Annotated in this window: 1 protein-coding gene; it reads right to left on the bottom strand. The window is 56.4% G+C overall.

The features are described from left to right. On the bottom strand, positions 1-541 hold a 541-nt coding region (locus DQ356_RS11150), incomplete at both ends, for a phage terminase large subunit family protein (protein ID WP_147267623.1).

Below are 541 nucleotides of genomic sequence, written 5' to 3'. Positions count from 1 at the left end.
ATCGCCTCGGTTGAACAAGGAAAGGATGCCGGTTGTTGGCGGGGCCTCATGCTCAGAGCGGCGCCGCCACTTTGAATCCAGAATATCGCGACCTGGCGAACTCTCTACCAGCGTCATGCCGGCACTCATAAACGTTGTGGTACGTTTTGACGCCAGCGTGAACCCGTCGCCCTCGCCGTCGATATCTTCCGGCATGCGGTCATAATCTGTCAGCGCGGTGCATTTGTAGTCCGACGAGGACATGATATTGACCGATGGCCAGCCAAGTTTCAGATAGTTCCCCGCCAGAAAGGTCCGGTCGTGAACGTTGTTATCATTGCGACGAGGGCTGAGACGCTCGGCCACTTCCGGACTCACGCGGAACGTTCGCGCCAGGCGCTTTTTGGAGTGTTCCCGCGCTTTCTCTTCCGAAATTTGCACGACAAGCATATCGGAGGGATCACACACGATGTTGTAAACAATCCAGCCGTCTATCAGGCCTATCGTTTTACCCGTTCGCGCAGGGCCAACAAACACCACCGCGTCGTATTCACGTGACGCC

The organism is Chryseobacterium lacus (assembly GCF_003336205.1).
Classification (GTDB): domain Bacteria; phylum Bacteroidota; class Bacteroidia; order Flavobacteriales; family Weeksellaceae; genus Chryseobacterium_A; species Chryseobacterium_A lacus.
The sequence above is the reverse complement of the archived record's forward strand: the minus strand, read 5'-3'. Positions and strand labels throughout refer to the sequence as shown.